Origin of the sequence: Pseudomonas sp. EA_65y_Pfl1_P113 (assembly GCF_963970525.1) — a bacterium.
In the GTDB taxonomy this organism is placed as follows: domain Bacteria; phylum Pseudomonadota; class Gammaproteobacteria; order Pseudomonadales; family Pseudomonadaceae; genus Aquipseudomonas; species Aquipseudomonas tritici.
In genome coordinates this window covers 1-617 of sequence record NZ_CAXAQM010000231.1, presented here as the reverse complement: position 1 = coordinate 617, position 617 = coordinate 1, and the positions used below count along the sequence as shown (strand labels likewise).

The 617-nt window shown below is 64.7% G+C and carries 1 protein-coding gene; it reads left to right on the top strand.

From position 1 onward, the window contains the following. A partial coding sequence (locus AACY52_RS29305) for a ParB/RepB/Spo0J family partition protein (protein WP_370468066.1) occupies positions 1-617 on the top strand: 617 nt, incomplete at both ends.

The window sequence follows — 617 nt, the reverse complement described above, 5'->3', positions numbered from 1 at the left end:
CGTGCGTGGTGTCGGACGCCAATGCCGACATCCTCGTCGACGAGGTGTCGCTGGCCGAGAATATCGAACGCGCCCCGCTGCATCCTCTCGACCAGTTCCGCGCGTTCCAGGCGATGCGCGAGAAGGGCATGACCGAGGAGGCGATTGCGGCTGCATTCTTCGCGTCCGTCCAGGTCGTGAAGCAGCGGCTTCGCCTCGCGGCCGTCTCGCCGTCATTGCTCGATATCTATGCCGAGGACGGCATCACGCTCGAACAGCTCATGGCCTTCACCGTCACCAACGATCATGCGCGTCAGGAGCAGGTCTGGGAGTCGGTTCGCAATAGCTGGCAGAGGGAACCCTACCAGATCCGGCGCATGCTGACCGAGACCGCCGTCCGCGCATCCGACAAGCGGGCCGTATTCGTCGGCATCGATGCCTATGAAACCAACGGCGGCTGCGTGCTGCGCGATCTCTTCCAGGATGACGACGGCGGCTGGCTGCAGGATCCTGCGCTGCTCGATCGCCTGGTCGCCGACAAGCTGAAAGCCTCCGCCGAAGCGATCGCCGGCGAAGGCTGGAAATGGATCGAGGTGGCGATGAGCTTCCCCTATGGCGCCACCCACGGCCTGCGCGAG